This is a genomic window from Streptomyces spiramenti (genome assembly GCF_012034385.1).
GTDB lineage: Bacteria > Actinomycetota > Actinomycetes > Streptomycetales > Streptomycetaceae > Streptomyces > Streptomyces spiramenti.
Map to the genome: position 1 here is coordinate 1 of NZ_JAAVJB010000361.1, position 3,477 is coordinate 3,477.

The 3,477-nt window shown below is 73.7% G+C and carries 3 protein-coding genes; all 3 read left to right on the forward strand.

Annotation, left to right across the window (positions count from 1 at the left end; all coding sequences use genetic code 11):
* Positions 1-219 precede the first annotated feature (219 nt).
* Genes HCJ92_RS23150 through HCJ92_RS23160 form a run of 3 tightly spaced genes read left to right on the forward strand, consistent with a single transcriptional unit; the run spans position 220 to position 3,412 of the window.
* The gene (locus tag HCJ92_RS23150; protein WP_167935560.1) at positions 220-1,392 is read left to right on the forward strand and encodes a Gfo/Idh/MocA family protein; all 1,173 of its coding nucleotides are present in this window, start codon (positions 220-222) and stop codon (positions 1,390-1,392) included.
* Positions 1,389-2,573, forward strand: coding sequence for a dihydrodipicolinate synthase family protein (locus tag HCJ92_RS23155; RefSeq protein WP_338054347.1), 1,185 nt, complete (start codon positions 1,389-1,391; stop codon positions 2,571-2,573). Before HCJ92_RS23150 ends, HCJ92_RS23155 begins: the two co-directional genes overlap by 4 nt.
* The gene (locus HCJ92_RS23160) at positions 2,570-3,412 is read left to right on the forward strand and encodes a sugar phosphate isomerase/epimerase family protein (RefSeq protein ID WP_209311500.1); all 843 of its coding nucleotides are present in this window, start codon (positions 2,570-2,572) and stop codon (positions 3,410-3,412) included. Before HCJ92_RS23155 ends, HCJ92_RS23160 begins: the two co-directional genes overlap by 4 nt.
* The last annotated feature ends 65 nt before the right edge of the window (positions 3,413-3,477 follow it).

Sequence of the window (3,477 nt, forward strand, 5' to 3'; positions counted from 1 at the left end):
TCCGGGGGCCGCCCACCCCGTGGCCGTGCCGCGCCTCCGCACGCCGGGCGCGGCCCGACCTCGACGCGCGCAGGGCGCGCGCCGGTACCGTCACGGGCCGCGTCGTCGGCGGTGAGCCGCGGATCTCGCGGTGCGCGCCCGCTTCCCAGACGGATAGAAAGCGCTTACTCTCGGCGGAGGGCGTCAGCCCGGACCACCCGACGAAAGGACGTGGGGGCCATGAGCGCATCGGCCACCGAACGCAGGACCATCAAGATCGCCATGAACGGCGTCACCGGCCGCATGGGCTATCGGCAGCACCTGGTGCGCTCGATCCTGGCCATCCGCGAGCAGGGCGGCGTCGACCTCGGCGACGGCACCGTCATCTGGCCCGAGCCCGTCCTCGTCGGCCGCCGTGAGCACGCCCTGCGGGAGCTGGCCGTCCGCCACGGGCTGGACCCCGCCGCCGTCTCGACCGACCTCGACGCCGTCCTCGCCGACGACTCCGTCGACATCTACTTCGACGCGCAGGTCACCCAGGCCCGCGAGTCGGCCATCGGCAAGGCCATCGCCGCCGGCAAGCACATCTACACCGAGAAGCCCACCGCCACCGGGCTCGACGGCGCGCTCGCCCTCGCCCGCCAAGCCGCCGACGCCGGCATCAAGCACGGCGTGGTCCAGGACAAGCTGTTCCTCCCCGGGCTGCTCAAGCTCCGCCGCCTCATCGACAGCGGCTTCTTCGGCCGCATCCTCTCCGTGCGCGGCGAGTTCGGCTACTGGGTCTTCGAGGGCGACCTCCAGCCCGCGCAGCGCCCCTCCTGGAACTACCGCTCCGAGGACGGCGGCGGCATCGTCGTCGACATGTTCCCGCACTGGGAGTACCTGCTCCACGAGCTGTTCGGCCGTGTGGAGACGGTGCAGGCGCTGACCGCCACCCACATCCCCGAGCGCTGGGACGAGAAGGGCGAGCGCTACACCGCCACCGCCGACGACTCGGCCTACGGCGTCTTCCAGCTCGCCGGCGGCGTCGTCGCGCAGATCAACTCCTCCTGGTCGGTGCGGGTCAACCGCGACGAGCTGGTGGAGTTCCAGGTCGACGGCACCGAGGGCTCCGCTGTGGCGGGCTTGCGCGACTGCCGCATCCAGCACCGCTCGACCACGCCCAAGCCCGTGTGGAACCCCGACCTGCCCAACGGCGAGTCCTTCCGCGAGCAGTGGCAGCAGGTGCCGGACAACGCCGAGTTCGACAACGGCTTCAAGGCGCAGTGGGAGCTGTTCCTGCGCCACGTCGTCACCGACGCCCCCTACGAGTGGGACCTGCTCGCCGGTGCGCGCGGCGTGCAGCTCGCCGACCTGGGTCTGCGCTCCGCCGCCGAGGGCCGCCGCCTCGACGTCCCCGAGGTGCGGCTGTGACGGACGCACCTACCCCCGACACGCTGCGGCTGCCCACCCAGGACGGCGCACTGGAGCACTACCGGCACCGCACCGAGCCCGTCGCCCGTGCCGCCGAGGGACCGCGGCCGGCCTCCCGGGTCGTCTACTCCGCGGCGCACGTCGTCGCCGACCCCCTCGCCGACGTCGGCCCGGACGACCGCGCCGCCGTGGACTGGGAGAGCACCCTCGCGTTCCGCCGCCACCTCTGGGCCCACGGCCTGGGCGTCGCCGAGGCCATGGACACCGCGCAGCGCGGCATGGGCCTGGACTGGTCCGGCGCCGCCGAGCTGATCCGCCGCTCCGCGGCGGAGGCCCGGGCGGAAGGCGGGCTCATCGCCTGCGGTGTCGGCACCGACCAGCTCACCCCGGCCCCCGGCACCACCCTCAAGGACGTCCGCGCCGCCTACGAGGAGCAGCTGGAAGTCGTGGAGTCCGCGGGTGCCCAGCCCATCCTCATGGCCTCCCGCGCCCTGGCCGCCGTCGCGTCCGGGCCGCAGGAGTACGCCGAGGTCTACGACCACCTGCTGCGCCAGTCGCAGGAGCCGGTCGTCCTCCACTGGCTCGGCCCCATGTTCGACCCCGCGCTGGACGGTTACTGGGGCGACGCCGACCTCGACACCGCCACCGAGACGTTCCTGTCGGTCATCTCCGACCACAGCGACAAGGTCGACGGCATCAAGATCTCGCTGCTCGACGCCGGCCGTGAGGTCGCCCTGCGGCGCCGCCTCCCGGACGGCGTCCGGTGCTACACCGGCGACGACTTCAACTACCCCGAGCTGATCGCGGGGGACGCCCACGGGTTCAGCCACGCGCTGCTGGGGATCTTCGACCCGTTGGCGCCGCTGGCGGCCGAGGCCGTGCGCAAGCTGGACACCGGGGACACCGAGGGGTTCCGCGCCGTCCTCGACCCGACGGTGCCGCTCTCGCGCCACCTGTTCAAGGCACCCACCCGCTACTACAAGACCGGTGTCGTGTTCCTCGCCTGGCTCGCCGGGCACCAGGACCACTTCACCATGGTCGGGGGGCTCCAGTCGGCGCGCTCGCTGCCGCACCTGGCCCACGCCTACCGGCTCGCCGACGAACTCGGCCTCTTCCCCGACCCGCAGCTGGCCGCCTCCCGGATGCGGCAGCTGCTCGCCGTCCACGGAGTCACCGCATGAGCGCCGCAGCAGTGGCCGGCCCCGGGCTGGAGCGCTTCTCGATCAACCAGATGACCGTCAAGCAGCTCGGTCTGCCGGAACTGGTCGAGGCCTGCGGCGAACAGGGCGTCACCGCGGTGGGGCTCTGGCGCGAGCCGGTCCAGGAGTACGGGGTCAAGGCCGCGGCCGACCTCTTCGCGGAGGCCGGGATCACGATCACCTCGCTGTGCCGGGGCGGGTTCTTCACCGCCCCGGACCGGCAGGCCGTGCTCGACGACAACCGGGCGGCCATCGACGAGGCGGCGGGCGTCGGTACCGACACCCTCGTCCTGGTCTCCGGCGGCCTGCCCGAGGGCGGCGGGCTGGTCGACGCCCGTGCCCGCGTCGCGGAGGCGCTGGCCGAGCTGGCGCCGTACGCCGCCGACCGCGGTGTGCGACTCGCGATCGAACCGCTGCACCCCATGTACGCGGCCGACCGCTGCGCCGTCTCCACGCTGGGGCAGGCGCTCGACCTGGCCGAGCCGTTCGACGCGGGCACGGTCGGCGTCGTCGTCGACACCTACCACCTGTGGTGGGACGAGCGGGTGGACCGGCAGATCGCCGACGCCGGCGCCGCCGGACGCATCCACTGCTTCCAGCTCGCCGACTGGGTCACCCCGCTGCCGGCCGGCGTACTGACCGGACGCGGCCAGATCGGGGACGGCTGCATCGACATGGCCCACTTCCGCCGCGTCGTGGACGCCGCCGGGTACGACGGCCCGATCGAGGTGGAGATCTTCAACGAGGCGATGTGGGCCCGCGACGGACGCGAGGTGCTGCGGGAGACCGCCGACCGCTACCGCGCCGTCGCCGCCGACTGACGGGCGGGACGGCCGCACCGCCGCCCACGGCGCCGTGACGGGCCGGGACCGGCCACGCCGGCGGG

Excerpts from the sequence above, each read along its gene's own strand:
- HCJ92_RS23150 (WP_167935560.1), top strand. The coding sequence starts at position 220 with ATGAGCGCATCGGCCACCGAACGCAGGACCATCAAGATCGCCATGAAC.
- HCJ92_RS23160 (WP_209311500.1), top strand. The coding sequence starts at position 2,570 with ATGAGCGCCGCAGCAGTGGCCGGCCCCGGGCTGGAGCGCTTCTCGATC.